Genomic DNA, 25,493 nt, shown 5'->3' on the forward strand with positions numbered 1-25,493 from the left:
GTGAACGGGGCTGCGGGCGGGGTCACTTGCCGTAGGCGAGCATCAGCTTCGCCTGGCCGGAGGTGCTGCCCGTGATGCTGGTGGTGGAGATGTAGAAGCGCCCGTCCACGTAGTCGATGTCCTTCGAGTAGAAGCCGCTCTCGATCTGCGAGGTGCCCTTCGGGTGCTGGAGAAGGGTCCTGGGCTTGTGCGAACCGGACGTCACGATGGAGACCACGCGGCCGCCGGAGTCGTACGACGGTTCGACGTACGCGATGAGCGAGCCGCTCTCGGCCTTCATCGGCAGCATCGTTTCGTCCAGCGGCGACTTGGTGCGCCAGGCCTCCTTGCCGGTGGCCAGGCTGATGGCGACGATCGAGTTGGCGCCGCCCTTCTCCAGGGTCGGCAGGTAGAGGTACTTGTCGTCGGCGGTCGCGCCCAGGCAGCCGCCCAGCTCGCGGTCGAGGATCGAACTGCCGCAGTCCGGTGCGAAGCTCTCGTCGCTGTCGACCTCGGAGCGGGTCGCGTCGCTGTCCTCCTTCAGCACGGTGATGTTCCACTGCTCCTTGTCGGCGTTCTTGAGGTAGACGACCGTGGGGCTCACCGAGTAGACGTTGCCGATGGTCCAGCCCTTGGGGAACTTCTTGGTCCACAGGGCCCGGCCGGTCTTCGGGTCGAGCTGCTGGAGCTCGTCGTGCTCCTTGGGACCTGCCGCGCCGCAGGAGAGCGCCATCAGCAGCTTCTCGCCGCCGGCGAAGCCGCGGGGGAAGCAGGTGCCCTCTTCCTTCTTGTCCGCGACGAAGAGCTTCTTGCCGTCGCTCATGCGCAGCGCCGTGCCGGACTGGTCGCGGCCCACCATCAGCGTGTCGCCGACGAGGACGAGGTGGCTCTGCATGGAGAAGTCGAACATGCCCTCCTCCTTGACCGGCTTGCCCCAGCCCTTGCCGCCGGTCTTCAGGTCGATGACCTGGAGCTGGTTGCACTTGGCGTTGCTCTTGGTGCCGTCCTTGAAGGCGACGACGATCTTGCCGTCGTCGGTGGCCGTCTGGGTCGCCGCGCAGATCTTCTGCGGGAACTTGATCGGGTCCCACGCGGTTTTGCCGGTCCGCACGTTGTAGGCGAAGAGTTCCTTGTACGCGGCCTTGACCACGGTGTCGCCCTCGACCCACATGCCCGGGGCGTCGCCACCGGAACCGGGCACCTTGGGCGCCTCCTTGTACCAGAGGACCTTCGCCTCGCCGGGCCGGCGGCCTTCGTTGAGGTCTTCCTTGCCTTCGTTGCCGTCGCCGTCGCCGGTGCCCGGGTTGGCGGGCGCGGTGGCGGAGGGCTTCGGGTCCTTCTTCTTCGCCTCGGGCTTCTTCCCGCCGTCGTCGTCACCGCCGACGACGGCCCAGGTGACGCCGCCCGCGACGAGGAGTGCGGCCACGGCCGCGGCGGCTATCACGAGGAGCTTGTTGCGCTTGCCGTTGCCGCCGCCGGGGGCGCCGGGGCCCGCCGGGAACTGCGGCTGGGTGGGCGGCTGCTGCGGCGGGTAGCCGTACTGCGGCTGACTCGCGTAGGGGCCGGGCTGCGTCGGCTGGCCGTAGGGACCCGGCTGCTGCGGCTGGCCGTAAGGGCCCGGCTGCTGCGGCTGGCCCGCGTACGGACCGGGCTGCGCCGGCTGGCCGTACGGTCCCGGCTGCTGCGGCTGGCCCGCGTACGGTCCGGGCTGCGCCGGCTGTGCGTACGGGTTGTCCGCCGCGGGCGGCGGGGTCTGCGGAGCTTGCGGAGTCTGCGGGTAGCCGTAGCCGGGCTGCGGGGTGCCGCCGGGTGGCGGATCCTGCGGAGCTCCGAAGCCGCCGGGCGGCGGCTGGTTGGGCGGCTGAGTCATCAGCGCTTCCCCCTTCACTGATTTTCGGCACGCCAAATGGTGCTCAGATCAGCCTTTCTATCACCCGGAGCCCCTACCGGACGGGGCCGGTCCTGCCCCTGTTCCCAAGGGAGGACCGGCCCGTGATGCGTCCGTTACGCGAGCTGCACGGGAGCTTTACGCGTCTTCCGCGAGCTCCATCCAGCGCATCTCCAACGCCTCGCGCTCACCGATCAGTTCGCGCAGCTCGGCGTCCAGTTTGGCCACCTTTTCGAAGTCCGTGGCATTGTCGGCGATCTGAGCGTGCAACTTGGTCTCCTTCTCGGAGACCTTGTCCAGTTGCCGCTCGATCTTCTGGAGTTCCTTCTTCGCCGCGCGGGCGTCGGCGGCGGAGACCGTCTTCGTGGCGCTCTGCGCGGGGGCGGGCGTGGGCGCGGAGGCTGCGGCGGTGTCGGCCATCCGGCGGCGCCGCTCCAGGTACTCGTCGATGCCGCGTGGCAGCATCCGCATCGTGGCGTCACCGAGGAGCGCGAACACCTTGTCCGTGGTGCGCTCGACGAAGAACCGGTCGTGGGAGATCACGACCATGGAGCCCGGCCATCCGTCGAGTACGTCTTCCAGCTGCGTCAGCGTCTCGATGTCGAGGTCGTTGGTCGGCTCGTCGAGGAAGAGGACGTTCGGCTCGTCCATCAGCAGCCGCAGCAGCTGGAGCCTGCGCCGCTCACCACCGGAGAGATCACCGACCGGCGTCCACTGCTTCTCCTTGCTGAAGCCGAACGTCTCGCACAGCTGCCCCGCGGTCATCTCCCGGCCCTTGCCGAGGTCGACGCGCTCGCGCACCTGCTGCACGGCCTCCAACACCCGCAGCGTCGGCTTCAGTTCGGCGACCTCCTGCGAGAGGTAGGCCAGCTTCACCGTCCTGCCCACGACGATCTTCCCGGCCGCGGGCTGCACCTCGCCCTCGCTGCGGGCGGCGTCGGCCATCGCGCGCAGCAGCGAGGTCTTGCCCGCGCCGTTCACCCCGACCAGGCCGATGCGGTCGCCGGGGCCGAGCTGCCAGGTCAGATGCTTGAGCAGCAGCTTCGGTCCGGCCTGGACGGAGACGTCCTCCAGGTCGAAGACGGTCTTGCCGAGCCGCGTCGTCGCGAACTTCATCAGCTCGCTGGTGTCGCGCGGCGGCGGCACGTCCGCGATCAGTTCGTTGGCGGCCTCGATGCGGAACTTCGGCTTGCTGGTGCGGGCCGGGGCGCCGCGGCGCAGCCAGGCCAGCTCCTTGCGCATGAGGTTCTGCCGCTTGGTCTCCTCGGTGGCGGCGATGCGCTCACGCTCGGCGCGGGCGAAGACGTAGTCGGAGTAGCCGCCCTCGTACTCGAAGACGGAGCCGCGCTGCACGTCCCACATGCGGGTGCACACCTGGTCCAGGAACCACCGGTCGTGGGTGACGCAGACGAGCGCCGAGCGGCGCGTGCGCAGGTGCTCGGCCAGCCACGAGATGCCTTCGACGTCGAGGTGGTTGGTCGGCTCGTCGAGGACGATGAGGTCCTGCTCGGCGATGAGCAGCTTGGCGAGCGCGATGCGGCGGCGCTCGCCGCCGGAGAGCGGGCCGATGACGGTGTCCAGGCCCTGCGGGAACCCGGCCATGTCGAGCCCGCCGAACAGCCCCGTCAGCACGTCCCTGATCTTGGCGCTGCCCGCCCACTCGTGGTCGGCGAGATCGCCGATGACCTCGTGCCGGACGGTGGCGGCGGGGTCGAGCGAGTCGTGCTGGGTCAGCACGCCGAGGCGCAGCCCGCCGTTGTGCGTGACGCGGCCGGTGTCGGCCTCCTCCAGCTTGGCGAGCATCCGGATCAGGGTGGTCTTCCCGTCGCCGTTGCGCCCCACGACGCCGATCCGGTCCCCCTCGGACACGCCGAGTGAGACGCCGTCGAGCAGGGCACGGGTGCCGTACACCTTGCTGACTGCCTCGACATTGACCAGATTGACGGCCATTTCTCTCCTGACAGGGGGGATCGATCGACTCTCCAGCGTAGTCGCCTCCGGGGGGCGGGCCGCCGGGTGCCCGTGGGTACCGGGTCGCTCACTCCTTGTGATGACGGGTCCGGAACACGGGGGCTACGGTGGGGATGCAGGCCGAAGAATCCCGCCCATGGGAGGAACCATGACCGCCGAGCCGATCTCCGAGCCGGTGTCCGGGCCCCGATGGCCGGTGCCGCCGCCGGAGGGCTGGACCGTGGACGACCTGCACACGCTGCCCGACCTCCCGCCGCACACCGAGATGATCGACGGGAGCTTGATCTTCGTGAGTCCGCAACGCCTGTTCCACAGCCTCGCCATCGATCTGCTGGTGAACGGGCTCCGCAGCAGCGTGCCGGCGGAGATGCGGGTGAGTCGGAAGATGACCGTCGTCCTCGACCGCCGCAACGGCCCCGAGCCGGACATCTCCGTCGTCCGCAAGGAAGCCGTCAAGAGCCGCGACCAGACCTCCTTCGCCGCCGCCGACGTCCTTCTCGCCGTGGAAGTCGTCTCCCCCGACTCGGAGGCGCGCGATCGGGACACCAAGCCGCGCAAGTACGCCGCCGCCGGAATCCGCCACTTCTGGCTGGTGGAGATGGCGGGCCAGGACGATCACCCTGTCGTCCAGGTCTACGAACTCGGCACAGTGTCCGGTACGTACGCCCTGGCCGGCATCTATCACGACCGCCTCAAGATCTCCGTGCCCTTCGGCATCGACATCGACCTCAACGCCATCGACGAACTCTGACCCGGCCCCCGGCCCGCTCCACCAGCAGCCACCCCACCAGCGCCATCGCCACCGCCGCCGGTGCCGTCACGTGGACGGCCACCAGCATCGCCGTACGCCCCTCCAGCAGGCCCCCGAAGCCGACCATCGACAGGCCGAGCACCCCGAAGAGGCAGAGCGTGACGCCGAGCGCCGCCGCCGGGCCCGAGGCCGTTCCGGGAGCGATCGGCTCCGCCGCCGCCGGGCGTTCGAAGCGGCGGAAGGCCGCCACCAGCGCCGCCGTCAGGGCCGCGGCCGCCGCCATCCGCAGCGGGACCTGCGCCCACCACGCGGCGCTCGCGGGCTCCGGGAGCGGGACGCCGAGGGCGAGCAGCATCCCGTACAGCCCGAGCATCGCCGTCAGGTGCCAGAGGAACGCCGTCATGGAGATGCCGTTGGCCGCCACCACGCCCCGCCAGACCCGGGGCCGTGCCAGCCACCGCGTCGCAGGGCCGCGCAGCGCCTCCACCGCGCCGACCAGCCACAGGCCGTGGCAGAGGAGGGCGAAGGTGGGCGGGGCCATGTTGGAGACGCGCTCGCCGGGCATGCCGACCATGGAGAGCGGATAAGGGCCGAGGGCGACCAGGAGCGCGGCGCAGGCCAGGCCGGTGCCCGCGAGGGCGTACGGCAGCCGCAGCTTTCCGTCCGCGCGCAGGAATCCGAGCTGGTGCACCGCGAGCCACACGAAGGCGAAGTTCAGGAACTCCAGGTACGGCACGCCGAACGCGAAGCGGGCCACGTCGACGGCGCCCGCGGCGGCCACGAGCGCGCCGAACGCCCCCCAGCCCCACCGCTCGTGCAGCCGCAGCAGCGGCGGTGTGAAGGCGACCATCGCCAGGTAGATGCCGATGAACCACAGCGGCTGGGCGACGAGGCGGAGTGCGACGTCGAGCAGTCCGCCGCCCTGGCCGCCCAGTTGCAGGATCAGCGCGCCCGCGCCCCACACGCCTATGAAGACCATGGTGGGGCGCAGCAGCCGCTGGAGGCGGGCACGCAGGAAGGCCGAGTAGACCGAGCCGCCGTTCGAGGCGCGGCTCAGCGAGCGGTACGACAGGGCGTGCGAGAAGCCGCCGACGAAGAAGAACACCGGCATGATCTGCAACGCCCAGGTGAGGAGCTGGAGTTGCGGTACGACGGCGAGGAGGTTGCCGACCTCGGCGCGGCCGTCGTCGCCGACGGTGACGGCGGCCATCAGCCAGTGCCCGGCGACGACCGTGCCGAGCGAGGCGACCCGCAGCAGGTCGATGTACCGGTCACGCCCGGCGGGCGTCTTCTCGGCCAGTTCGCGAACGCTTGATCCCATGGACGTACGGTCGCGTGTCGTGCCGTCCGCGCGTCAGCGTGCGCGTACTCAGATCCGGGAGTGAGTATGTGAGCGCTCCGCCGCGTCCGGGGTCCGCCGCGGGTACGTCGTGGCTGGTCGCGCAGTTCCCCGCGCCCCCTTCGGGGCGCCCACCGGCGCCGACTAGACGATCCGGGCCCCCAGGGCCGGGGACGTCGCCGCACGCGCCGTGCGGCAGGTGCCGGAGGCCGTCAGCGCGTCGGCCACCTTGCGGGCGGACGTGGCGTCGGCCGTGAGGAACGCCGTCGTCGGGCCCGAGCCGGAGACCAGCGCGGCCAGGGCGCCCGCCGCCGTGCCCGCCGCGAGGGTGTCGTGGAGCGCGGGGAAGAGGGAGAGCGCGGCGGCCTGGAGGTCGTTGCTCACCGTGGCCGCGAGGGCTTCGGCGTCGCCCGTGCGCAGCGCTTCGAGCAGCGCCGGGGACGCCTCGGGGGCGGGTGCGTCAGGGGTGAGCCGGTCGAACTCGCGGTACACGGCGGGCGTGGAGAGCCCTCCGTCGGCGACGGCGAACACCCAGTGGAAGGCGCCGCCGACCTCCAGCGGCGTCAGCTTCTCGCCGCGCCCGGTGCCGAGCGCGGCCCCGCCGACCAGGCTGAACGGCACGTCGCTGCCGAGCTCCGCGCAGATGTCGAGCAGCTCGTCGCGGGTCGTGTCCGTCCCCCACAGCGCGTCGCACGCCACGAGCGCGGCGGCGCCGTCCGCGCTGCCGCCCGCCATGCCGCCGGCGACGGGGATGTCCTTGGCGATGTGGAGGTGGACGTCGGGCGCGATGCCGTGGCGCGCGGCCAGCAGTTCGGCGGCGCGGGCGGCGAGGTTCGTACGGTCCAGGGGCACCTGGTCGGAGCCGGGGCCCTCGCAGGTCACCCGCAGTTCGTCGGCGGGCGTGACCGTGACCTCGTCGTAGAGGCCGACGGCGAGGAAGACGTTGGCGAGGTCGTGGAAGCCGTCGGGGCGGGCGGCGCCCACGGCGAGCTGGACGTTGACCTTCGCGGGGACCCGTACCGTCACGCTCACGCGGCGGCCTCCTTGTGCTCGGCGATGCGCGCGAACTCCTCCACGGTCAGGGCCTCGCCGCGCGCCTGGGGGGAGACTCCGGCGGCGACCAGGGCGGCCTCCGCGGCGGCGGCCGACCCGGCCCAGCCGGACAGGGCGGCCCGCAGCGTCTTCCTGCGCTGCGCGAAGGCGGCGTCGACGACGGCGAAGACCTCACGCTTGGACGCGGTGGTCTTCACCGGCTCGGCGCGGCGCACCAGGGAGACGAGCCCGGAGTCGACGTTCGGCGCGGGCCAGAAGACGTTGCGTCCGATGGATCCGGCGCGCTTCACGTCGGCGTACCAGTTGGCCTTCACGGACGGCACTCCGTACACCTTCGAGCCGGGGGCCGCGGCGAGCCGGTCGGCGACCTCGGCCTGCACCATCACGAGCGTGCGCTCGATGGTCGGGAAGGTGTCGAGCATGTGGAGGAGAACGGGAACGGCGACGTTGTACGGGAGGTTCGCGACGAGCGCGGTGGGCGCCGGGCCCGGCAGTTCGCGCACGAGCATGGCGTCGCTGTGCACCAGCGCGAAGTGGGCGGCCTTCTCGGGGAGGCGGGCCACGATGGTCGCGGGCAGGGCGGCGGCGAGTACGTCGTCGATCTCGACGGCGGTGACGTGGGCGGCGGTCTCCAGCAGGGCCAGGGTCAGGGACCCGAGGCCCGGGCCGACCTCGACGGCGACGTCGTCCGGGCGGACTTCCGCGGTGCGGACGATGCGCCGCACGGTGTTGGCGTCGATGACGAAGTTCTGGCCGCGCTGCTTGGTGGGGCGTACGCCCAGGGCAGCGGCCAGTTCGCGGATGTCGGCGGGGCCGAGGAGGGCGCCGTGCTCAGTGCTCACGGCTCAAGGTTACGGTGCGGGGGCGGGCCCCTGGGCCATGGCGGGTGACCACGGCCGGTGCTCGGCTTTCCGCCGGTGGGGGCTGGCCGCGCAGTTCCCCGCGCCCCTTGAAGCCTGCGGCTTCGCGAGCGCCCCTCAGGGGCGCGAGGAACTGCGCGAGCAACCACGAAACACGCGCAGCCGACAGAACACGGCAAGCCCCCTCAGGGGCGCGGGGAACTGCGCGAGCGACCACGACGCACCCGCAGCCGACAGACGGGCGGAGCCCCGCGGCCCCTCACCCCCGCAGCCGTCCCCCACAGTGCGGCCACGGACTCGCCCCCCGCTGCACGTACAGCTTCTTCGCGCGGTAGGTCTGTTCCGACGCGGAGGCGTCCTGGGGGCGGCCCGAGCCGCCGAGGGCCTGCCAGGTCCGCGTGTCGAACTGGTAGAGCCCGCCGTACGTGCCCGACGGGTCGACCGCGTCCGGTCGGCCGCCCGACTCGCAGCGCGCGAGCGCACCCCAGTCCAGCCCCTCCGCACCGGCCACCGTCTGCGGCTTCGGCCGGGTGCCGACCTTCACGATCTGGTCCTGCGGCGCGCGCACCACCTCGGAGCTCACGCGCCGCGGCCGCTGCTTGACGCCATTGACGCTGCGCAGCGCGTACGTGACGCGCCGGGCACCCGGCCGCCCGGCCTGCGCCACGGCCTCCGTGCCGCGGAACAGCGTCGGATCCTCGATCCTGTGCACGTCGAAGGGGATGGCCTCCTCCCGCACCTCCCTCGACCCGGTGATCCGCATGACCGTGACGGTCTGGCCGTCGCGCGGGAAGCTGTCGGGCACCACCGACGTGGTGTCCTGTCCGCGCAGGGTGACCCCGGCCTCCTCGACGGCCTCCCGCACGGTCGCCGCGTTCGTGCGGATGGTCCGCTCCCGGCCGTCCGCCATGATCGTGACGGTGCGTTCCGTGCGGACGGCGAGGTCGAGCCCGGCGCGGCCGATCCGGCGGCCGCGGGAGGCCGACAGGTGCGCGCCCTCCGCGCGCACCCCGAGCTGGCGCAGGGCGCCGTCGACGGTGCGGGCCGTGGTCCACACCTCGCGCCGCTCGCCGTCGAGGGTGAGGTGGACGGGCCGGCCGTAGCGCACGGCGATCTCGTCGCCGCTGGCCAGGGCGGTGCCCGTGGCGGGCGCGACGATGTCGTGGGCGCCGACGTCGAGGCCTTCGTCGGCGAGGAGTTCGCTGACGTCGTCGGCGAAGGTGTGCAGGGTGCGCGGCTCGCCGTCGACGCTCAGCCGCACGGCCTTGTCGTTGGCGACGAACGCGGAGGTGCCGCCCGCGAGGAAGGCGACGACGAGGGCCTGCGGCACCAGCCGCCGCAGCGACACTGCCCGCTCGGAGGTGCCGGGGCCGCCGGTGGTGCCCCGCGTGGTCCTCCGGCGGCGCGCGGCCCGCCGCGCCTCGGCCCGCCCACCGCTGCCGCCGCCGGGGGCGGAAGGCGGGCCGGACGCCTGGCCCGGCACGTATGCCTGGCCGTACGGCTCGGTCATCTGGCCGTACGGCTCGGTCGGCTCGCACGAAAAGTCACGCGGAAGGTCATACGGCGCTTCCGCGAGGCCGTACGGCGCTTCGTACGTCTCGTACTGCGACTTGCTCACGATGACGCTCCAGGGGTCCGGACCGGGCGGACAGAACCTAGCGGAGCCGTCGTCACTCTCCAAAGCCGACCGGCTACGGAGCGTCGTTACGTTATCGGCCGGTGATCACTCAGTAATCGAAGGCGCGTGCGGTATTCGCGGAGAGGGCCGCGGCCATGGCGTCCTCGTCGATGCCGCGGACCTCCGCCATGGCGCGCACGGTGACCGGGATGAGATACGGGGCGTTGGGCCGGCCGCGGTAGGGGGCGGGCGTGAGGAAGGGCGCGTCGGTCTCGACGAGCACCAGCTCCAGCGGCGCGACGGCCAGCGCGTCCCGCAGCCCCTGCGCGTTCTTGAACGTGACGTTGCCCGCGAAGGACATGAAGTAGCCGTGCTCCGCGCAGATCCGGGCCATCTCGGCGTCCCCGGAGTAGCAGTGGAAGACTGTGCGCTCGGGGGCACCCTCCTCCTTCAGGACCCGCAGCACGTCCGCGTGCGCCTCGCGGTCGTGGATGACGAGGGCCTTGCCGTGCCGCTTGGCGATCTCGATGTGGGCGCGGAAGGACCGCTCCTGGGCGGCCATGCCCTCGGGGCCGGTGCGGAAGTAGTCGAGGCCGGTCTCGCCGACGCCCCTCACCTGGGGCTGCGCCGCGAGCCGGTCGATCTCGGCGAGCGCCTCGTCGAGCGCTGCCTCGCCGCCCGCCTCGCGCGCGCCCTGCCGGGACCAGCCGTCGGGGTCGCCGAGCACGACGCGGGGCGCCTCGTTGGGGTGCAGGGCGACGGCGGCGTGCACGGCGTCGTGCTCGGCGGCGGTGGCCGCCGCCCACTGGGAGCCGCGTACGTCGCAGCCGACCTGGACGACCGTCGTGACGCCCACCGACGCGGCCTTGGCGAGCGCTTCCGCCACCGTGCCGGACTGCATGTCGAGATGGGTGTGGGAGTCGGCGACCGCCACCCCGAGCGGTGCGGGCAGGGGCGGCGGGACGTCGGCGTTCTTCGAAGGCATGCCCCGATCCTACGAACCGGCGGGCCCCGCCGGTCGGGTGCGTCTCAGCGCGCCCTGCGGTGCTGGAAGGGGTGCAGCAGGTCGGACAGGTGCCAGTGGTGCTCGTGTCCGCGCGCGGCCGGCACCGGCACGGGCCCCGGCCCGGCGGCCCGTACGTCGGAATCCGTCGCGCCCGCGGGCTCGCCCGCCTGCCCGCTCACCTGACCGGCCCCGCGCCCGGGACCGCCCTCGCGCTGGCGCTGGCGCCGCATCATGTCCAAGACCGACGACACCTGGCCCGCGCGCATGATCCGTACGACGTGGCCGCCGCAGTTCAGGCAGGTGGGGCGGGACAGCGGCGACGGCACATGCTGACCGTCGGCCCGGTACATCACGAATTCCTGGCCCCTGGCGTCCACGTGATGCTCGATCTCGTACGACTGTTCCCAGCCATGCCCGCACCGCATGCAGGCGAACGCGTATGACTCATGGACGACATTGAGCGCCGTCCGGGGGTGGCCGGTGCCTGCGATCTCACTCATGCCAGCTGCTCCTCTTGTCCGGGGGACAAGCGTTGTCCGGGGGACAAGCGCCACGCGTCCCCACGACCAGTGGACGCCTTTCCCGGAGCGAGCGCATCAGATCTGTCGAGCGTTGAGGCCGATTTGGCGATTCCATAGGAAACAAGCCCCGTGCGCGGCCCGCGCTTTGCCTTTCACGATAGTCCTTTGCCCTCCGATGGGCCGCTTCGAGCCGCGTTCTTTGCCGCCACGACGGCATCGAAGACCTCGCGCTTGGGAACGCCCGCTTCGGCGGCGACGGCGGCGATCGCCTCCTTGCGCCGCTCCCCCGCCTCCTCGCGCACCAGCACCCTGCGAACCAGCTCGCCGGGGCCGAGGTCGGCCGCGCTCTTCTCCGGGGCGCCCTCGACGACGACGGTGATCTCACCGCGTACCCCGTCGGCGGCCCAGGCGGCAAGCTCCGCGAGCGAGCCGCGCTTGACCTCTTCGTACGTCTTGGTCAGCTCGCGGCAGACCGCCGCCCTGCGGTCCGCGCCGAACGCCTCGGCCATCGCGGCGAGCGTGTCGTCGATGCGGTGCGGAGCCTCGAAGTAGACGAGCGTCCTGCGGTCCTCGGCCACCTCCTTCAGGCGGGAGAGCCGCTCGCCCGCCTTGCGCGGCAGGAAGCCCTCGAAGCAGAAGCGGTCGACCGGCAGACCGGACAGGGCGAGCGCGGTGAGCACGGCCGAGGGGCCCGGCACGGCGGTCACCTTGATGTCCCGCTCCACCGCGGCGGCGACGAGCCGGTAACCGGGGTCGGACACCGACGGCATCCCGGCATCCGTCACGAGGAGCACGCGCGCGCCGTCCGCGAGGGCCTCGACCAGCTCGGGGGTGCGCGCGGATTCGTTGCCCTCGAAGTAGGAGACGACGCGGCCGCCGACCTGCACGCCGAGCGCCTGGGTGAGCCGGCGCAGGCGCCGGGTGTCCTCGGCGGCGACGACGTCGGCCGACTCCAGTTCGGCGGCGAGCCGGGGCGGCGCGTCGGCGACGTCGCCGATGGGGGTGCCTGCCAACACGAGGGTTCCGGGGGAATCTGCGCTTCCTGTCACGGATCCATCCTCGCAGGGCCCACCAGCGGGACTCGCACACCTCGGTTCCCTACGATGGCGCGGTGACCAGTACCGCGTCTTCCCCGGACACCCGCGAGGGCCAGGCAGCCGAGGAGCAGCAGCCCCCGTGGCCGCGGCGGCTGCGCCGATTCGGCTACGCGGCGCGCCCCCCGGCGGACATCACGGCGCGGCTGGTGCCCCCGTACACCGAGCCGGGACCCCGCCTGTGGATGGCGCTCGGCGTGGCGAAGCCGGCCGCCGACCAGCTGGTGCGCTGGTCGGCGTGGGCGGGCCCGCTGCTGGTCACGCTCGTCGCCGGGGTGCTGCGCTTTTGGAACCTCGGCAATCCGAAGGCCGTGATATTCGACGAGACGTACTACGCGAAGGACGCCTGGGCGCTCATCCACCGGGGCTTCGAGGTCAACTGGCCGGAGAAGATCAACGACGACGTGCTGCGGCAGGGCAGCGACATCGCGATCCCGCACGACGCGGCGTACGTGGTGCATCCGCCGGTCGGCAAGTACGTGATCGGCGCCGGTGAGTGGCTGTTCGGCTTCGACCCGTTCGGCTGGCGGTTCATGACGGCGGTGCTCGGCACCCTCTCCGTCCTGATGCTGTGCCGGATCGGGCGGCGCCTCTTCCGCTCCACGTTCCTCGGCTGCCTGGCGGGAGCGCTGCTCGCGGTGGACGGCCTGCACTTCGTGATGAGCCGCACCGCGCTGCTCGACCAGGTCCTGATGTTCTTCGTGCTCGCCGCCTTCGGGTGCTTCCTGATCGACCGGGACCACGCGCGGGCCAGGCTGGCGGCCGCGCTGCCGGTCGACGAGGACGGCATCATCCGCGCCGACGCGCACGTCGCCGAGACGCTGCGCCTCGGGTGGCGGCCCTGGCGGTGGGCGGCCGGGCTCTGCCTGGGCCTTGCCTTCGGCACCAAGTGGAACGGCCTGTACGTCATGGTCTTCCTCTGCCTGATGACGGTGCTCTGGGACGTCGGGGCACGCCGCGTCGCCGGGGCGGACCGGCCCTACCGCGCGGTGCTGCGGCGCGACGTGCTCCCGGCGTTCGTGTCGACGGTGCCGGTGGCGCTCGTGACGTACGTCGTGTCCTGGCTCGGCTGGATCCTCTCCCCGACGGACGGCACCGGCGGCTACTACCGCGACTGGGCGGCGACGTCGGGGCGCGGCGGCAGCTGGACGTGGCTGCCGGACTGGCTGCGCAGCCTGTGGCACTACGAGCACGCGGTGTACGAGTTCCACGTGGGGCTCTCCTCGCCGCACACCTACCAGTCCAACCCGTGGAGCTGGATCGTCGACGGCCGCCCCGTCTCGTACTTCTACGAGTCGCCGCTGCCCGGCAAGGACGGCTGCCCCGCCGGCACCACGGAGAAGTGCGCCCGCGAGGTCCTCGCGCTCGGCACGCCGCTGCTGTGGTGGCTCGCCGCCCTCGCGCTGCTCTACGTCCTGTGGCGCTGGTTCTTCCGGCGCGACTGGCGGGCGGGCGCGATTCTCTGCGGGGTGCTCGCGGGTTATCTGCCCTGGTTCTTCTACCAGGAGCGGACGATCTTCTATTTCTACGCGGTCGTGTTCGTGCCGTTCCTGTGTCTGGCGGTGGCGATGCTGATCGGCGCGATTCTGGGGCCGCCGGGCTCCAGTGAGCGGCGCAGGGTGGCCGGGGCCGCGGGTTCGGGCGTGCTGGTCCTGCTCGTCCTGTGGAATTTCATCTACTTCTGGCCCATCTATACCGGCACCGCGATTCCCGTCGATTCCTGGCGTTCGCGCATGTGGCTGGATACATGGGTATGAAGAGACACCTTCGGATAACGGACGTCCCAGGTTTCTCCCCTCCCCCATAAGGTGCCGAAGGAACGACCTTCCCGTATGCCTTCGGGAAGGCTCCTGGGGAGGGGAGCGCATCGTGCGCAAGGGAGCAAAGGCCGCTCTGGTCGGCGGGGTCTTCGCCGTCATGGTGGGGGGCGCCGGTTACGGCACGTACAACCTGGTGAACGGGGTGACCGGGGACGGTGGGTCCACCGGAGCCGGACCGGCCCCCTTGCGGACCGGGCCGCCGACCAGCGGTGAGGCCCGGGAGACCGCGCGGAAGTTCCTCGACGCGTGGGCGGCGGGCGACGCCCGGCAGGCGGCGGGGTACACGAACGACGACGCGGCGGCAGCCAACGCCCTGACCGGCTACCGCGAGGACGCGCACGTCTCCAAGGTGAAGCTGACGCCGCAGCGGGCGTCCGGCGCGCACGTGCCGTTCTCCGTGTCGGCCACCGTCTCGTACAAGGGGAAGAGCAAGCGGCTCGCCTACGACTCCAAGCTCACCGTCGTGCGGGGCGAGACCACGGGACGCGCGCTCGTCGACTGGTCGGAGAGCGTCCTGCACCCCTCTCTGGAGAAGGGCGACACGCTCGTGACGGGTGAGGCCGCGGCGCCGCCCCTGAAGACGGTGGACCGCGCGGGCGTCGCCCTGCGCAAGAAGGACTACCCCTCGCTCGGACCGATGCTGGACGCGCTGCGGACCAAGTACGGCGAGAAGGCGGGAGGCACACCGGGCGTGGAGCTGTACGTGCAGCCGGCGGACGGGGGCTCCGAGGCGGTGACGCGCACGCTGCTCACCCTCCAGAAGGGCAAGGCGGGCAAGCTCCGTACGACGCTCAGCGCGGGCCTGCAGAAGGCGGCGGAGCGGGCGGTGCTGCGCTACGACGAGTCGTCGGTGGTGGCGCTGAAGCCGAGCACGGGTGAGGTCCTCGCGGTCGCCAACAACCGCAAGGACGCCTTCAACGCGGCGTTCCTCGGCAAGGTGGCCCCCGGCTCGACCATGAAGATCGTCACGGCGGCGATGCTCATCGACAAGGGCGTCACCAAGGCGAGCGGCCCGGCGCCCTGTCCGGCCACGGCGGTCTGGCAGAGCCAGACCTTCCCCAACCTCAAGGGCATGGCCCCGGACGAGTCCGCGACGTTCTCGGACAGCTTCGCGCGCTCCTGCAACACCGCGTTCGTGAAGCTCATCGACGAGGAGGGGCTGACCGACGCCTCCCTCACCGAGGTGGCACAGAACGACTTCGGCCTCGGCAGGGGCGACTGGAAGGTCGGCGTCTCCTCCTTCGACGGAGCCGTCCCGCCCTCCCCCGGCCCGGACCGCGCCGCCAACGCCCTCGGCCAGGGCAAGGTCCAGATGAGCCCGCTGGACATGGCCTCGGTCACGGCGACCGCGATGACGGGCGCCTTCCGGCAGCCGGTCGTCGTGCCGCGCTCCCTGGACGGCCGCGAACTGGCCACCGCCCGGGGCCTGCCCGCCTCCACCGTCGCGCAGCTGCGCCAGATGATGCACCGCACGGCGGTCAGCGGCACCGGGGCGCGTGCCATGGCGGGCCTGACCGGCGACGTCGGGGCGAAGACGGGCTCGGCGGAGGTGGACGGCCGGGCGGAGTCCGACAGCTGGTTCACGGGCTACCGCGGCGATGTGGCGGCCGCCGCGATGGCACAGCGGGGCGGGCACGGCGGTGACGCGGCGGGGCCGATCGTCGCGGACGTCCTGCGCGCGGGGTAGGGCTTCGCCGAGCGGGAAAGTGGTCGAGGGCTTCTCCGTACGCCTCTAAGGTGGCCTTCCGGTGAGGAGCATGGGCGGCTCTGGGGAACTGCGGAGGGTTTGTGGGCAAGCGAAGGCGCGCCACTGAGCGCAAGAGCGTCGGAGTGCGGAACGTGCGGCTGCGCAGGGGCGTGCTCGCCGGGGCGGCGGCCGTCGTCGTGTGCGGCATGGGGGCCGCCGCGTTCGCGCTCTCCGGTGGCTCGGCGTCCGGCGAGGCGACCAGCGAGGAGAAGTCGGTGCCGACGGGTCCGCCCACGTCCGCCGAGATCCGCGCGACCTCGCGGGAGTTCCTGACCGCCTGGGCGGAGGGTGACGTGGCGCGGGCCGCCGCGCTGACGGACGACCGTACGGCGGCGAGGAAGGCCCTGGCGTCCTACCGCAAGGACGGCCGGCTCACGAAGGTGCGCCTGAAGCCGGGCAAGCGCTCGGGCGCCGAGGTGCCGTTCAAGGCGGCCGCCATGGTGTCGTACGAGGGAGTGAGCAAGCCCTACTCGTACGCCTCCGAACTCACCGTGGTGCGCAGGAAGAGCGACGGGAAAACGCTGGTCGACTGGCGCCCCTCGGTGCTCCATCCCGAGCTGCGGCCGGGGGACCGCCTGGTCACCGGTGAGGCGGGCGACCCGCCGATCAAGGCGGTGGACCGCAAGGGCGCCGAGCTGACGGCGGCGAAGTACCCCTCGCTCGGCGCGGTCCTCGACAGCCTGCGCGAGAAGTACGGCAAGAAGGCGGGCGGCACGGCGGGCGTCGAGCTGCGGGTGGTGCGGGCGGAGGACGGCAAGACGCCCGGGAAGTCCGGGAAGTCCGGGAAGGCGGAGAACGACGCCAAGTCCAAGGACGGCGCCAAGTCGGTGCCGGACAAGACGCTTGTGACGATCGCGCCCGGCACCCCGGGGACGCTGAAGACCACGTTCAGCGGCTCGCTCCAGGCCGCGGCGGAGCGGGAGACGGCCAAGCGGAAGCAGGCGTCCGTGGTCGTCGTGAAGCCGAGCACCGGGGAGATCCTGGCCGCCGCCAACTCCGCCCCGACCGGTTTCAACACGGCCTTCCAGGGCTCCCTCGCGCCGGGCTCGACGATGAAGGTCGTCAGCGCGTCGATGCTTCTGGAGAAGAAGCTGGCGGGGGTGGACAAGAAGCACCCGTGCCCCAAGTACTCCACGTACGGCGGCTGGAAGTTCCAGAACGACGACAAGTTCCAGATCAAGAACGGCACGTTCCGGGCGAGCTTCGCGCGCTCCTGCAACACGGCCTTCATCAGCCAGGCCAAGAAGCTGGAGAACGACTCCCTGACCCGGCAGGCGCAGGAGGTCTTCGGCCTCGGCCGGAACAACTGGTCGATCGGTGTGCCGACCTTCGACGGCGCGGTCCCGGTGCAGGCGGACGCGCAGATGGCGGCGTCGCTGATCGGGCAGGGCGGGGTGCGGATGAACCCGCTCAACATGGCGTCGGTGGCGGCGACGGTGAAGTCCGGCACGTTCAGGCAGCCGTACCTGGTCTCGCCGGACGTCGACGACCGCACGCTGGCGACGGCGCCGCGCAAGATGTCGGGCGCGACGGCGGCCGCGCTGCGGGACCTCATGCACTACACGGCGGTGGCCGGCACCGCGGCGGAGCCGATGCGGGGCCTCGGCGCCGACTCGGGCGCGAAGACGGGCTCGGCGGAGGTCGACAACCAGAAGAAGCCGAACGGCTGGTTCACGGCGTACCGGGGCGACCTGGCGTCGGCGGCGGTCGTGCGGGAGGGCGGACACGGCGGGGAGTCGGCGGGGCCGTTGGTGCGGGCGATGCTGCTGGCGGGGAGCTGAGGGCGGCCGTACGGGACCGCGCGGCCGGGAGCTCCGATACACCGCCGGTGCATACGTGGTCGCGTGGCAGGTACACGGACCGCTAGCGTGCCGGGCATGAGCGCTACCGCACCCGAAGCATCCGATGCCCACCCCCGTTTCGCCGAGGCCCTTCGCGAACTGGGTCTGGCCGACGTGATCGGCCGGACCCGCCGCTTCCCGGAGCAGACCCGCACCGCGCAGGAGGCCGCCGCCGCGATCGGCTGCGAGCTGAGCCAGATCTGCAAGTCCCTGATCTTCGCGGCGGACAGTGTCCCCGTCCTGGTCCTGATGGACGGCGCGTCGAGGGTCGATGTGGAGCTGGTACGGCGGGAGCTGGGCGCGGAGAAGGTCACGCGCGCGAAGGCGGACGTGGTCCGGGCGACCACCGGCTACGCGATCGGCGGCGTACCGCCCTTCGGCCACGCGACCAGGACCCGGGTGCTCGCCGACCGCTCCCTGCTGGAGCACGACATGGTGTGGGCGGCGGCGGGCACCCCGTACGCCGTCTTCCCGATGGACCCGAAGACGCTGATCGCCCACGCCGGCGGCACCGTGGTGGACGTGCGCGAGACCGCGAAGTGACGCCGCTGGTCGCGGCGGCGGTACTGCTCGCCGCCGTCACGCACGCCGGCTGGAACGCGATAGCCCACCACATCACGGACAAGCTGGTCGGCTTCACGCTCATCTCCGGCGGCGGCGCGCTGATAGGCCTGCTCCTGGCCCCCTTCGTGGCGATCCCGGCAGCGGAGGCCTGGCCCTACCTGGTCCTCTCCGCGGTGATCCACATCGGCTACTACGCCCTGCTGATGCGCTCCTTCAAGCTCGGCGACTTCGGCCAGGCGTACCCGATCGCGCGCGGCACCGCGCCGCTGGTGGTCACCGTCCTGGCGGCGGTCTTCGCGGGCGAGGTCCCGGACGGCTGGCAGGCGGCGGGCGTGGCGGTGTCGTGCGCGGGCCTGACGGGCCTGGCGCTGTGGGGCATACGGGGATCGGGGCGCCACCCGGACTGGCCGGCGCTCGGCGCGGCCCTGGCGACGGGCGTCTCCATCGCGGCGTACACGGTGGTGGACGGCCTCGGCGTACGGGCGTCGGGCTCCTCGATGGGGTACATCGCGTGGCTGATGATCCTGGAGGGCGCCGCGATCCCGCTCTACGCGGCGTACCGCTGGCGGGGCGAACTGCCCGCGAGGCTCCGCCCGTTCGCGGCGGTGGGCCTGCTGGGCGCGGCCCTGTCCGTCGGCGCGTACGGCCTGGTCCTGTGGGCCCAGACGAAGGCGGAGCTGGCCCCGATCTCCGCGCTCCGCGAGTCCTCGATCATCGTCGGCGCGGCGATCGGCGCGATCTTCTTCAAGGAGCGGTTCGGGGCGCCGCGGCTGGTGGCGGCGGGGTTGATGGTGGCGGGGATCGGGTTGATGCTGCACGCGGGGTAGGCCCGTCACAGGTCGGCAGCGGAACCGCTCGCGGCAACTCGCCGGAGGCGTCACGCACCTCGATCCGCACGCCGCGTGCCATCCGCAGACAGCGGCTCTCCACTCTGGGAGTGCAGCCGGTCGATGTGGGCGAGCACCTGGTCCACATGCGGACGTACCTGGGCCCGCAGCGTCTCGCTCCAGCTTTCCCCTGAGTAGCGGCAGTTGAGATAGAGATGCCTGGCGTGCTCCAGTACGGGGCGGTGTTCGGGCGGGAGCTGGGCGAGAGCCCAGTCGGCAGCAGCGTCCTTCGACCTTATGTGGCCGGTGGCGAGCGTGGTCCAGATGCGTGCGAGGGTCAGCAGCACGTTGCGGGTGTCGCCCTCCAGGTCGTCCAGTAGGTCGGGAATGCCCGCCACACTGGCCCGGATCAGATCGGCGTGCGGGACGGGATCGAGGACCTGAACGAGCACGTCCACATCGCTGGCCGGCTTGAGGCCACCGAAGACGGCAGATCCGTGAAGGCAAGCGCCGATGACATCCTTGCCCAGCACACGGTCGACCAGGGCCACACTCTCCTGAGGGTGGTTCATCACGCCAGTGTCCCGAACGGCTGTGACCGGTCTTCGCAACAGACCCTAGGTCCGTACGCCGGTTACCGCGACGACGGGCAGCCGCGCGCACCGCCGGCAAGCGCGGGCCGAGGTCGCGACCGTGGCGTGGGCGGTGGCGGACAGGGCTCCGGCGAAGGCCAGCAGGGGCCAGTCCGTGGTCAGCGTCGCCGCCGTGGCGAGCGCGAGGGTCGCGGCGGCCATGGCTGCGCTGGCCGTGGTGCCTGCCCAGGCGACGAGCAGCGGCAGGCGTTCCGGGGTCGGGAGGCGGCGGGCGAGGCTGCCGGTGGCGGTCAGGGTCGCCGCGGCGAGCAGTGCGGCGATCGTCGCGACGAAGGCCAGGTGGACGGCCAGCAGCTGGGCGGCCGCGGGCAGTTGCCAGGCCGGAGCGTGGCCCGCGGTCCTCGCCAGGTACCAGCAGGCGAGCAGGAAGGGGGCCGTGAGCGTGACGGCCCGTGCCGTGTGCCGCGCCTGGGCGACGGTCAGTTCACGCTGGCAGCTGGGGGCGACTTCCTCGACGGTGCCGAACTCCCGCACCGCCTGGCGGGCGGCATCCTCCGCAGGAAGCCCGGTGTCGGCGTACGCGGCTGCCGTGTCGGCGAGGCCGTCCCGTACCTCCTCGACCAGGCGGGACTTCGCCTTGGCCGGGCCGTGCAGCGCGGCGGTCAGGTCGGCCGCGTACTCCTGTACGAGCCGGTCGGCGGGGCTCATGTGGCGAGCCCGGGGGGCGGGCCCGGGTTCAGGACCGAGCCGATCGCCTCGGTGAATTCCACCCACGCCGCCCGCTCCCCGGCCAGCGTCGCCCGGCCGGCGTCCGTCAACTCGTAGCACCTGCGCCGCCGTTCACCGGACGACTGCCAGCTGCTGCTCAGCAGGCCGAGCCGCTCCAGGCGATTCAGGGCCGGGTAGATCGTGCCCGTACGCAGCTCCAGCGCGCCGCCGCTGCGGCGCTGCACGGCGGCGATGATCGCGTACCCGTGCAGCGGGCCCGGTTCCAGTACGGCCAGCAGCAGTCCGTCGAGGTGCCCTCGCACCGCATCCGCCTTCATGAGTAGGCAGCCTACACAAAGTCTGCGTAGGCAGTGTATGTATTGGCTGCCAACATATAACCGCTCGGAGGTTCGGCGTGACCAAACTGCTGTTGTCCGCCCACGTGCTCGTGGCGATCCTCGCCGTCGGTTCGATCACCGTGGCCGCCTCGATGTTCCCCCGTCAGGCGCTACGGGCGATCGGCGGCGAGGGGCCGAAGGTGGCCGCGCTGCTGCACCGGGTCTGCCGGGGCTACGCGCTCGCCGGTATCGCCGTACCGGTGTTCGGGATAGCCACCGGCGCGCAGCTCGGCGTCCTCGGCGACGCGTGGCTGATCGTCTCGCTCGTCCTGACGGCGGGCGCGGCGGGCCTGCTGGCGCTGGCCATCCTGCCGGGGCAGCGGGCCCTGCTCGCGCTGGCGGAATCCCCTGGAGGCGCCGAGGAGACGGCTCGGCCCGTCGCCGTCCGGCTGACCATGCTCACCGGCGTCTTCAATCTCCTCTGGGCGGTCGTCGTGGTGCTGATGATCGTCCGCCCCGGCTCCACGACGGGAGCGTGAGCAGCGTGCGTACGCTCCGCTTCGCGGCCGCCGCCGAGGCCGCCTCGCTCGTCCTGCTGCTCGGCAACCTCTTCACCGTCCACGCACCCGCGCTCTCCGCGCTCCTCGGGCCGCTGCACGGCACGGCGTATCTCGTCGTCATCGCGGCCACGTGGACGGCGGCCTCGGCCGCCGCGCCGGGCACCCGGTGGCGTGCCCTCGTCCCCGGCGTCGGCGGGCTCCTCGTCCTGGGGCGGATCGGGGAGCGGGCGCCCGCCGCCGACTGACCTACACCTCACGCAGGGCCCTGACCAGGGCCTGGGCGCGGGGGTCCGCCGTCACGCCCTTGTTCATGCCGTTGGTGACGTAGCCGAAGGCGATGCCCGACTGCGGGTCGGCGAAGCCGAGGGCGCCGCCGCGGCCGGGGTGGCCGAAGGAGCCGGGGGACAGCAGCGGGGAGGCGCCGCCGTGCAGCATGCAGCCGAGGCCGAAGCGGGTGGGGACGACCAGGACGCGGTCGGGGCCCGCCGACGCCTCGGTCCTGGCCGCGTCCACCGTCTCGGGGGTGAACAGCCGGGCCGCACCGTCCACTTCGCCGATCAGCGCGGCGTAGAACCGGGCCAGGCCGTCCGCCGTGGCGATGCCGTTGGAGGCGGGCAGGGCCGCCGCCCGGTACGCCGGGTCGTTCTCGTCCGGCAGCGGATCGATCGCCCCGAAGGCGCGGCGGGTCAGGGATGCGGGGTCGGCGTAGGCCTGCGCCACGTTCCGCTTGGGCCGGGCCCGCAGGGCGCCCGGTGCGGCGGGCGGCGGCTCGATACGGCCCATCCGGCCGGCCCGCGCGGCTTCCGCTTCCGGCAGGCCCACCCAGAGGCCGAGGCCGTACGGCCGGGCGATCTCGGCGTCGATCCACTCCCCCACGGCCTTGCCCGTCACGCGCCGCACCAGCTCACCGGTGAGCCAACTGTAGGTCTGCGCGTGGTAGCCGTGGTCGGTGCCCGGCTCCCAGAACGGGGCCTGCGCGGCGAGAACGGCCGCCGCGAGGTCCGGGTCGAGCGCCTCGGCGGGCGTGAGCGGACGGTCGAGGGCGGGCACCCCGGCGCGGTGCGCGAGGACGTGCCGTACGAGGACGCCTTCCTTGCCGCGAGCCTTGAACTCCGGCCAGTAGGTGCCGACCGGCGCGTCCAGGTCCAGTTCGCCGCGCTGATGGAGCAGGAGCAGCGCGGCGGCGGCCACGCCCTTGGTGGCCGAGCGGATCACCTGTGCGGTACCGGACTCCCACGGGGTGTCCCCGTCGACGTCCTTCGTACCGCCCCACAGATCCACGACCTTGCGTCCGTCCCGATAGACGGTGACGGCGGCGCCGCGCTCCCCCCGCTCGCTGAAATTGCGCACGAAAGCGTCGCGAACCGGTTCGAAGCCGGCGGCCACTGTGCCGTGCGGCCCACCTAGGGCGTCCATGTCCTTCATGACAAGGGCAACAGCGGCCTCGGGCCGAGGATTCCCGGGCCGTGTGCGACGGCAGGCTTCACATCGAAGCCTCGGGGGCCACCGTCCTCGGATCGAAACCGAACGGCAGTTCCAGGCGGTGGGCGCTCATCAAGGCCTCGTCGGCCAGCAGTTCGCCCGTCGGGCCGTCCGCCGCGATCACGCCTTCGCTGAGGATCAGGGCGCGGGGGCAGAGCTCCAGGGCGTACGGCAGGTCGTGCGTGACCATCAGGACCGTCACGTCCAGCGAGCGCAGGATGTCGGCCAGTTCGCGGCGCGAGGCCGGGTCGAGGTTGGAGGACGGCTCGTCCAGGACCAGGATCTCCGGCTCCATGGCCAGCACCGTGGCGACCGCGACCCTGCGGCGCTGCCCGAAGGAGAGGTGGTGCGGCGGGCGGTCGGCGAACTCCGCCATGCCGACCTGGCCGAGCGCCTTCAGCACGCGGGCCTCCAGCTCCGGGCCGCGCAGGCCGGCCGCCGCGGGCCCGAAGGCCACGTCCTCGCGGACCGTCGGCATGAACAGCTGGTCGTCCGGGTCCTGGAAGACGATGCCGACCCGGCGCCTGATCTCGGCCATGTGCTTCCTGCCGACGGGCAGCCCGGCCACCGTCACGGTGCCGGCGCCGCCGGTCAGGATGCCGTTCAGGTGCAGGACGAGGGTGGTCTTGCCCGCGCCGTTCGGCCCGAGCAGGGCGACGCGCTCGCCGCGCGCGACGGTGAAGTCGACGCCGAACAGCGCCTGGTGGCCGTCGGGGTAGGCGAAGGCCAGTCCGGCCACTTCCAGCGAGGGTGCGGTCATCACGGTCACAGGGTCCATCCCAACAGGCATACGGCGAGCGCGGAGAGGGGCAGGGCCAGCGCGTACGTCCACTGCGCCCGCGAGGCGGTCACCTCGTCGATGACCGGCATCGACCCGGTGTAGCCCCGGCTGACCATGGCCAGGTGCACGCGCTCCCCCCGCTCGTACGAACGGATGAAGAGCGCCCCGGCGGACCTGGCGAGGACGCCCCACTGCCGCACGCCCCGCGCCTCGAAGCCGCGTGACTCCCGGGCGGTCCTCATGCGGCGCATCTCGTCCGTGATGACGTCGCCGTACCGGATCATGAACGAGGCGATCTGGACGAGCAGCGGGGGCAGCTTGAGCCGCTGGAGGCCGAGGAGCAGCTCGCGCAGTTCGGTCGTGGCGGCCAGCAGTACGGAGGCGGCGACGCCGAGGGTTCCCTTGGCGAGGACGTTCCAGGCGCCCCAGAGACCGTGCACGCTCAGGGACAGGCCGAGTACGTCGACGCGCTCGCCCTGCGCCACGAACGGCATCAGGAAGGCGAAGGCCACGAACGGGACCTCGATCAGCAGGCGCTTGAGCAGGAACCCGGCGGGGACGCGGGCGGCACCGGCGACCACCCCGAGGAGTACGGCGTAGAGCCCGAAGGCCCACATCGCCTCGCGGGGCGTGGAGACGACCACGACGACGAAGCAGAAGACCGCCGCGAGCTTGGTGTGCGGGGGCAGCGCGTGCACCGGCGAGTGCGCGCGCCGATAGAGCCGGTGGGCATGCCCCGCCCCCACGTCAGACCTCCCCGGACGCGGCCCGCCCACCGGCGCCACCCGCCTCGCCCACGCCGGCCGTCCCGGTTGCCCCGGTTGCTCCGGGCCGGACGTCGGCCTCCGGCACTGCCACCGCGGACGCCTCCCCCGCCCTCCGGCGCCGCAGCGCCCAGAAGACCGCCGAGCCCGCGACCACCGTGACACCCACGCCGATCACGCCCGCCAGACCGCCGGAAAGGCGCGCGTCGGTGATGTCCTTGACGCCGTAGTCCGCGAGCGGCGAGTCCGCCGTGGCGTGGTCCTCCGTCTTCTTGTCGATGCCCTTGTCGTGCGCGACCTTCTCCAGGCCGTCGGGGTTCCCGGAGGCGTAGAAGCTGACGACGCCCGCGAGGACGAGGGACGTGGCGATGCCCGCGAGCCACACCTTGCGGTGGGAGCGGGCCGGCACGGCGGACGGCGTCGGTGCCGTGACCGTAGGGGCGTCCACCAGTTCCCCGCCGACCCGCAGCTTCAGCGGCCGCGTCAGGCCCCGCGCCCCGTACACCAGATCGGGCCGTACGGCGATGACCGCGCCGACGGTGAGCGCGGTGATCGCGGCCTCGCCGACGCCGATCAGGATGTGCACGCCGACCATGGCGGTGGCGACCTTGGTGAGGGAGACGTCGGTCGTGCCGCCCACGGCGTAGATGAGGGTGAAGGCGACCGCGGCGGCGGGCACGGACAGCAGCGCCGCGACGAAGGAGGCGGCCGTGACCGAGCGGCGCCCGCGCGGGAGCACCTTCACCAGGCCGCGGAAGACCACGTAGGCGACGACGGTGGTGACGACCGCCATGTCGGTGATGTTCACGCCGAGCGCGGTCAGCCCGCCGTCCGCGAAGAGGACACCCTGCATCAGCAGCACGACGGAGACGCACAGGACGCCGGTGAAGGGGCCGACGAGGATCGCGGCGAGCGCACCGCCGAGCAGATGACCGCTGGTCCCGGCCGCGACGGGGAAGTTCAGCATTTGCACGGCAAATATGAAGGCGGCGACGAGCCCGGCGAGCGGCGCGGTCCGTTCTCCCCCGCTCCCGGCCACGCTTGAGCCGGCGGCACCCCCCAGCTCACGCCGTGCGCCCTTGAGGCTGAGGGCCACCGCACCCGCGGCGACGAGCCCGGCCGCGGCGGAGACGGGGGCATCGATGAATCCGTCGGGGACATGCATGGGCGCACTCCTGGGCAGGGGCCCTGGCAGGGGCAGACCGCTTGGGACCAAACCGTTCAATGATAGGGCGTTGTTGCGAACGGTTTGCAAGAGCACCGCGGTCCCAATACGGCTACGCCCGGGGCGCGCGGCCCGCACCGCACGCCCGGAGTGATAGACGTACATATGGGACATTGGTGAGGAAGTACGCGCCACGGGAGTACGCGGCAAGGAAGTACGCGCC

At 72.4% G+C, this 25,493-nt stretch carries 24 protein-coding genes; 8 read left to right on the forward strand and 16 right to left on the reverse strand.

The genetic code is table 11. The annotated features are described in order from the left end of the window. Window positions 1–22 precede the first annotated feature (22 nt). Both KKZ08_RS16015 and KKZ08_RS16020 read right to left on the reverse strand, forming a co-directional pair. Complete coding sequence (locus KKZ08_RS16015; RefSeq protein WP_223775096.1) at window positions 23–1,849, reverse strand: PQQ-binding-like beta-propeller repeat protein; 1,827 nt, start codon at window positions 1,847–1,849, stop codon at window positions 23–25. Window positions 1,850–2,005: 156 nt separating this feature from the next. After that, on the reverse strand, window positions 2,006–3,817 hold the full coding sequence (locus KKZ08_RS16020) for an ABC-F family ATP-binding cassette domain-containing protein (RefSeq protein ID WP_223775097.1): 1,812 nt from the start codon (window positions 3,815–3,817) through the stop codon (window positions 2,006–2,008). A 169-nt stretch (window positions 3,818–3,986) separates the two neighbouring features. On the opposite strand from KKZ08_RS16020, the gene KKZ08_RS16025 reads away from it, so the two are divergent. After that, on the forward strand, window positions 3,987–4,589 hold the full coding sequence (locus KKZ08_RS16025; RefSeq protein WP_223775098.1) for a Uma2 family endonuclease: 603 nt from the start codon (window positions 3,987–3,989) through the stop codon (window positions 4,587–4,589). Here KKZ08_RS16025 and KKZ08_RS16030 read toward each other — a convergent pair. From KKZ08_RS16030 to rsmI, 7 genes are all read right to left on the reverse strand, one after another. After that, window positions 4,567–5,910: an acyltransferase family protein gene (locus KKZ08_RS16030; protein ID WP_223775099.1), complete on the reverse strand. Its 1,344-nt coding sequence runs from the start codon at window positions 5,908–5,910 to the stop codon at window positions 4,567–4,569. The genes KKZ08_RS16025 and KKZ08_RS16030 overlap by 23 nt on opposite strands. Before the next feature lie 162 nt (window positions 5,911–6,072). Then, window positions 6,073–6,960, reverse strand: a complete 888-nt coding sequence (locus KKZ08_RS16035) for a 4-(cytidine 5'-diphospho)-2-C-methyl-D-erythritol kinase (protein ID WP_223775100.1) — start codon at window positions 6,958–6,960, stop codon at window positions 6,073–6,075. After that, a complete protein-coding gene (rsmA, locus tag KKZ08_RS16040) occupies window positions 6,957–7,823 on the reverse strand; it encodes a 16S rRNA (adenine(1518)-N(6)/adenine(1519)-N(6))-dimethyltransferase RsmA (protein WP_223775101.1) in 867 nt (288 codons plus the stop codon). The genes KKZ08_RS16035 and rsmA overlap by 4 nt, the downstream gene beginning before the upstream one ends. A gap of 277 nt (window positions 7,824–8,100) precedes the next feature. Further along, on the reverse strand, window positions 8,101–9,459 hold the full coding sequence (locus KKZ08_RS16045) for a resuscitation-promoting factor (RefSeq protein ID WP_223775102.1): 1,359 nt from the start codon (window positions 9,457–9,459) through the stop codon (window positions 8,101–8,103). 109 nt (window positions 9,460–9,568) lie between these two features. Then, the gene (locus KKZ08_RS16050; protein WP_223775103.1) at window positions 9,569–10,444 is read right to left on the reverse strand and encodes a TatD family hydrolase; all 876 of its coding nucleotides are present in this window, start codon (window positions 10,442–10,444) and stop codon (window positions 9,569–9,571) included. Window positions 10,445–10,488: 44 nt separating this feature from the next. Then, window positions 10,489–10,965 carry a hypothetical protein gene (locus KKZ08_RS16055; RefSeq protein ID WP_223775104.1) on the reverse strand — a complete coding sequence of 159 codons (477 nt, stop codon included), beginning with the start codon at window positions 10,963–10,965 and terminating at the stop codon, window positions 10,489–10,491. Between the two features lie 173 nt (window positions 10,966–11,138). Next, window positions 11,139–12,035, reverse strand: a complete 897-nt coding sequence (rsmI, locus tag KKZ08_RS16060; protein WP_223775105.1) for a 16S rRNA (cytidine(1402)-2'-O)-methyltransferase — start codon at window positions 12,033–12,035, stop codon at window positions 11,139–11,141. A gap of 62 nt (window positions 12,036–12,097) precedes the next feature. On the opposite strand from rsmI, the gene KKZ08_RS16065 reads away from it, so the two are divergent. From KKZ08_RS16065 to KKZ08_RS16085, 5 genes are all read left to right on the forward strand, one after another. Further along, complete coding sequence (locus KKZ08_RS16065) at window positions 12,098–13,837, forward strand: phospholipid carrier-dependent glycosyltransferase (RefSeq protein WP_223775106.1); 1,740 nt, start codon at window positions 12,098–12,100, stop codon at window positions 13,835–13,837. 112 nt (window positions 13,838–13,949) lie between these two features. Further along, a complete protein-coding gene (locus KKZ08_RS16070; protein WP_223775107.1) occupies window positions 13,950–15,587 on the forward strand; it encodes a penicillin-binding transpeptidase domain-containing protein in 1,638 nt (545 codons plus the stop codon). Between the two features lie 206 nt (window positions 15,588–15,793). Further along, entirely contained in the window at window positions 15,794–17,428 is a 1,635-nt protein-coding gene (locus KKZ08_RS16075; RefSeq protein WP_223779074.1) for a penicillin-binding transpeptidase domain-containing protein, read from the forward strand. Between the two features lie 96 nt (window positions 17,429–17,524). Then, window positions 17,525–18,031: a YbaK/EbsC family protein gene (locus KKZ08_RS16080; RefSeq protein WP_223775108.1), complete on the forward strand. Its 507-nt coding sequence runs from the start codon at window positions 17,525–17,527 to the stop codon at window positions 18,029–18,031. After that, window positions 18,028–18,879: an EamA family transporter gene (locus KKZ08_RS16085; protein WP_223775109.1), complete on the forward strand. Its 852-nt coding sequence runs from the start codon at window positions 18,028–18,030 to the stop codon at window positions 18,877–18,879. The genes KKZ08_RS16080 and KKZ08_RS16085 overlap by 4 nt, the downstream gene beginning before the upstream one ends. Before the next feature lie 50 nt (window positions 18,880–18,929). Here the strand turns inward: KKZ08_RS16085 and KKZ08_RS16090 are convergent, their stop codons facing one another. The 3 genes from KKZ08_RS16090 to KKZ08_RS16100 are packed head-to-tail and all read right to left on the reverse strand — an operon-like array spanning window position 18,930 to window position 20,518. Continuing rightward, entirely contained in the window at window positions 18,930–19,451 is a 522-nt protein-coding gene (locus KKZ08_RS16090; RefSeq protein WP_223775110.1) for an aminoglycoside adenylyltransferase domain-containing protein, read from the reverse strand. Between the two features lie 45 nt (window positions 19,452–19,496). Continuing rightward, window positions 19,497–20,180 carry a permease prefix domain 1-containing protein gene (locus KKZ08_RS16095; protein WP_223775111.1) on the reverse strand — a complete coding sequence of 228 codons (684 nt, stop codon included), beginning with the start codon at window positions 20,178–20,180 and terminating at the stop codon, window positions 19,497–19,499. Then, window positions 20,177–20,518 (reverse strand): helix-turn-helix transcriptional regulator, encoded by a 342-nt coding sequence (locus KKZ08_RS16100; RefSeq protein WP_223775112.1) that lies wholly within the window; start codon window positions 20,516–20,518, stop codon window positions 20,177–20,179. The genes KKZ08_RS16095 and KKZ08_RS16100 overlap by 4 nt, the downstream gene beginning before the upstream one ends. Window positions 20,519–20,595: 77 nt before the next feature. Between KKZ08_RS16100 and KKZ08_RS16105 the strand changes: the two genes are divergently transcribed. Together KKZ08_RS16105 and KKZ08_RS16110 are read left to right on the forward strand one after the other, a co-directional pair. Next, a complete protein-coding gene (locus KKZ08_RS16105; protein ID WP_223775113.1) occupies window positions 20,596–21,057 on the forward strand; it encodes a hypothetical protein in 462 nt (153 codons plus the stop codon). Between the two features lie 5 nt (window positions 21,058–21,062). Further along, window positions 21,063–21,323: a hypothetical protein gene (locus tag KKZ08_RS16110; protein ID WP_223779075.1), complete on the forward strand. Its 261-nt coding sequence runs from the start codon at window positions 21,063–21,065 to the stop codon at window positions 21,321–21,323. Window position 21,324: 1 nt separating this feature from the next. Here KKZ08_RS16110 and KKZ08_RS16115 read toward each other — a convergent pair whose 3' ends face one another. Genes KKZ08_RS16115 through KKZ08_RS16130 form a run of 4 tightly spaced genes read right to left on the reverse strand, consistent with a single transcriptional unit; the run spans window position 21,325 to window position 25,270 of the window. After that, window positions 21,325–22,503 carry a serine hydrolase domain-containing protein gene (locus KKZ08_RS16115; protein ID WP_223775114.1) on the reverse strand — a complete coding sequence of 393 codons (1,179 nt, stop codon included), beginning with the start codon at window positions 22,501–22,503 and terminating at the stop codon, window positions 21,325–21,327. Between the two features lie 58 nt (window positions 22,504–22,561). Further along, window positions 22,562–23,350, reverse strand: a complete 789-nt coding sequence (locus KKZ08_RS16120; protein WP_223775115.1) for an ABC transporter ATP-binding protein — start codon at window positions 23,348–23,350, stop codon at window positions 22,562–22,564. Then, a complete protein-coding gene (gene cbiQ, locus KKZ08_RS16125; RefSeq protein WP_223775116.1) occupies window positions 23,326–24,087 on the reverse strand; it encodes a cobalt ECF transporter T component CbiQ in 762 nt (253 codons plus the stop codon). Before cbiQ ends, KKZ08_RS16120 begins: the two co-directional genes overlap by 25 nt. 1 nt (window position 24,088) lies before the next feature. Beyond that, the gene (locus KKZ08_RS16130; protein ID WP_223775117.1) at window positions 24,089–25,270 is read right to left on the reverse strand and encodes an energy-coupling factor ABC transporter permease; all 1,182 of its coding nucleotides are present in this window, start codon (window positions 25,268–25,270) and stop codon (window positions 24,089–24,091) included. Between the last annotated feature and the right edge of the window lie 223 nt (window positions 25,271–25,493).

This window comes from Streptomyces sp. 135 (genome assembly GCF_020026305.1).
Classification (GTDB): Bacteria; Actinomycetota; Actinomycetes; order Streptomycetales; family Streptomycetaceae; genus Streptomyces.

Excerpts from the sequence above, each read along its gene's own strand:
- KKZ08_RS16015 (WP_223775096.1), bottom strand. The coding sequence starts at position 1,849 with ATGACTCAGCCGCCCAACCAGCCGCCGCCCGGCGGCTTCGGAGCTCCG.
- KKZ08_RS16020 (WP_223775097.1), bottom strand. The coding sequence starts at position 3,817 with ATGGCCGTCAATCTGGTCAATGTCGAGGCAGTCAGCAAGGTGTACGGC.
- KKZ08_RS16025 (WP_223775098.1), top strand. The coding sequence starts at position 3,987 with ATGACCGCCGAGCCGATCTCCGAGCCGGTGTCCGGGCCCCGATGGCCG.
- KKZ08_RS16030 (WP_223775099.1), bottom strand. The coding sequence starts at position 5,910 with ATGGGATCAAGCGTTCGCGAACTGGCCGAGAAGACGCCCGCCGGGCGT.
- KKZ08_RS16050 (WP_223775103.1), bottom strand. The coding sequence starts at position 10,444 with ATGCCTTCGAAGAACGCCGACGTCCCGCCGCCCCTGCCCGCACCGCTC.
- KKZ08_RS16055 (WP_223775104.1), bottom strand. The coding sequence starts at position 10,965 with ATGAGTGAGATCGCAGGCACCGGCCACCCCCGGACGGCGCTCAATGTC.
- KKZ08_RS16075 (WP_223779074.1), top strand. The coding sequence starts at position 15,794 with ATGGGGGCCGCCGCGTTCGCGCTCTCCGGTGGCTCGGCGTCCGGCGAG.
- KKZ08_RS16080 (WP_223775108.1), top strand. The coding sequence starts at position 17,525 with ATGAGCGCTACCGCACCCGAAGCATCCGATGCCCACCCCCGTTTCGCC.
- KKZ08_RS16090 (WP_223775110.1), bottom strand. The coding sequence starts at position 19,451 with ATGAACCACCCTCAGGAGAGTGTGGCCCTGGTCGACCGTGTGCTGGGC.
- KKZ08_RS16095 (WP_223775111.1), bottom strand. The coding sequence starts at position 20,180 with ATGAGCCCCGCCGACCGGCTCGTACAGGAGTACGCGGCCGACCTGACC.
- KKZ08_RS16100 (WP_223775112.1), bottom strand. The coding sequence starts at position 20,518 with ATGAAGGCGGATGCGGTGCGAGGGCACCTCGACGGACTGCTGCTGGCC.
- KKZ08_RS16115 (WP_223775114.1), bottom strand. The coding sequence starts at position 22,503 with ATGAAGGACATGGACGCCCTAGGTGGGCCGCACGGCACAGTGGCCGCC.
- KKZ08_RS16120 (WP_223775115.1), bottom strand. The coding sequence starts at position 23,350 with ATGCCTGTTGGGATGGACCCTGTGACCGTGATGACCGCACCCTCGCTG.
- KKZ08_RS16130 (WP_223775117.1), bottom strand. The coding sequence starts at position 25,270 with ATGCATGTCCCCGACGGATTCATCGATGCCCCCGTCTCCGCCGCGGCC.